This window comes from Streptomyces sp. NPDC101166, from assembly GCF_044768125.1.
Taxonomy (GTDB): Bacteria; Actinomycetota; Actinomycetes; order Streptomycetales; family Streptomycetaceae; genus Streptomyces.
Map to the genome: position 1 here is coordinate 1 of NZ_JBIWPF010000151.1, position 1331 is coordinate 1331.

Sequence of the window (1331 nt, forward strand, 5' to 3'; positions counted from 1 at the left end):
GTCGACGGTGATGGTGCCGCGGAAGTCGAGATCCGGTGCGGTGGCGGCCTGCAGGTGCGCGGTGCCCAGCGCCGCCTGACCGCCCTGTGAGAAGCCGGTGACCGCCCAGCTGCGCGACAGCGAGGGGTTCAGTGCGCGTGCGGCTTTCAGCAGGTCGATGGTCGAGCCGGCCTCGGTGCCGATCTCGAGGTACGGGTGCGGGCCGGTGTCGAAGCGGCCCAGGCCGAGGTAGTCGGGGGCGACCACGGCGAAGCCCTTGTTCACCAGGTACTGCAGGAACTTGTCCTCGGCGGGCCGGGTGAGGTGGGTGGTGTCGGTCTGACCGCCGCAGCCCGTTCCCATGCCGGAGGTGCCGTGGTCGTAGGCCATGATCGGCCAGCCGCCCTCGGGCGCGGGGCCGGGCGGAACGAACAGCGCGCCACTGGCTTTCACCGGTTCGCCGTTGGAGCGGGTGGTCCAGTAGTCGATGATGGTGCCGTTGGACAGGCCCCGGAAGCCGTCGGGGAGCGCGCTGGTGGCGAAGGCGGTGCCGGGATCGGCGTGGGCGGGGCCGCCCGGGATCACCAGCAGGGCACCGGCTGCCGCGAGAGCCGCCGTGCACGCACGAGTACGCCAACCAACCGAACGCATGAATCCTCCATCAGGTCCCGACCCCAATTGCCCAACACATACGGCGAAGGAGTTTATCTACTGGACTGTCGTTCAAATATGTGAACACTCTGGCAAATAGCGGGAGAGCATCCGACGCACAACCCATTGACGCGCTTTGAAACTTGTTCTAATTTCTCGCCATGTCGAGCAGATACGAAGGTCGTCGAGTCATTGTCACCGGAGCGGGATCGGGCATCGGTCAGGGCGTGGCCCTGCGCCTGCTCGCCGAGGGAGCCCAGCTGGTCGCCGCGGATGTGAACGAGGCCGGACTGGCCGCCACCGTCGACGCCGCCCCCGCCGCGCAGCGCGAACGCCTGCGCACCCTCACCATCGACATCGCGGACCAGGAGTCGGTCCGCGCGGTCACCGCCGAGGCCCTCGAATTCCTCGGCGGCCTGGACGTTCTGGTCAACGCCGCGGGCATCCTGCGCGCCGCGCACACCCACGAGATGCCGCTCGAGGACTGGAACAAGGTCATCTCGGTCAACCTGACCGGCACCTTCCTGATGATCCGGTCCGCGCTGCCCGCGCTCATCGAGTCCGGCCGCGGCGTGATCGTGAACTTCTCCTCCACCTCGGCGTTCGGGTCCAACCCGTACATGGCGGCGTACTCCGCGTCGAAGGCGGGCGTGAACGCGCTGACCCACTCCATCGCGCTCGAATACGTGAAGAAGGGCCTG

General features: G+C 67.9%; 2 protein-coding genes. One reads left to right on the forward strand and one right to left on the reverse strand.

The features are described from left to right. On the reverse strand, window positions 1-630 hold a 630-nt coding region (locus ACIRS4_RS37215), incomplete at its 3' end, for an alpha/beta hydrolase family protein (RefSeq protein WP_404204549.1). A 161-nt stretch (window positions 631-791) separates the two neighbouring features. Here ACIRS4_RS37215 and ACIRS4_RS37220 point away from each other — a divergent pair. Beyond that, window positions 792-1331, forward strand: a 540-nt coding sequence (locus ACIRS4_RS37220) for an SDR family NAD(P)-dependent oxidoreductase (RefSeq protein ID WP_404204551.1), incomplete at its 3' end; no start/stop codon positions are given.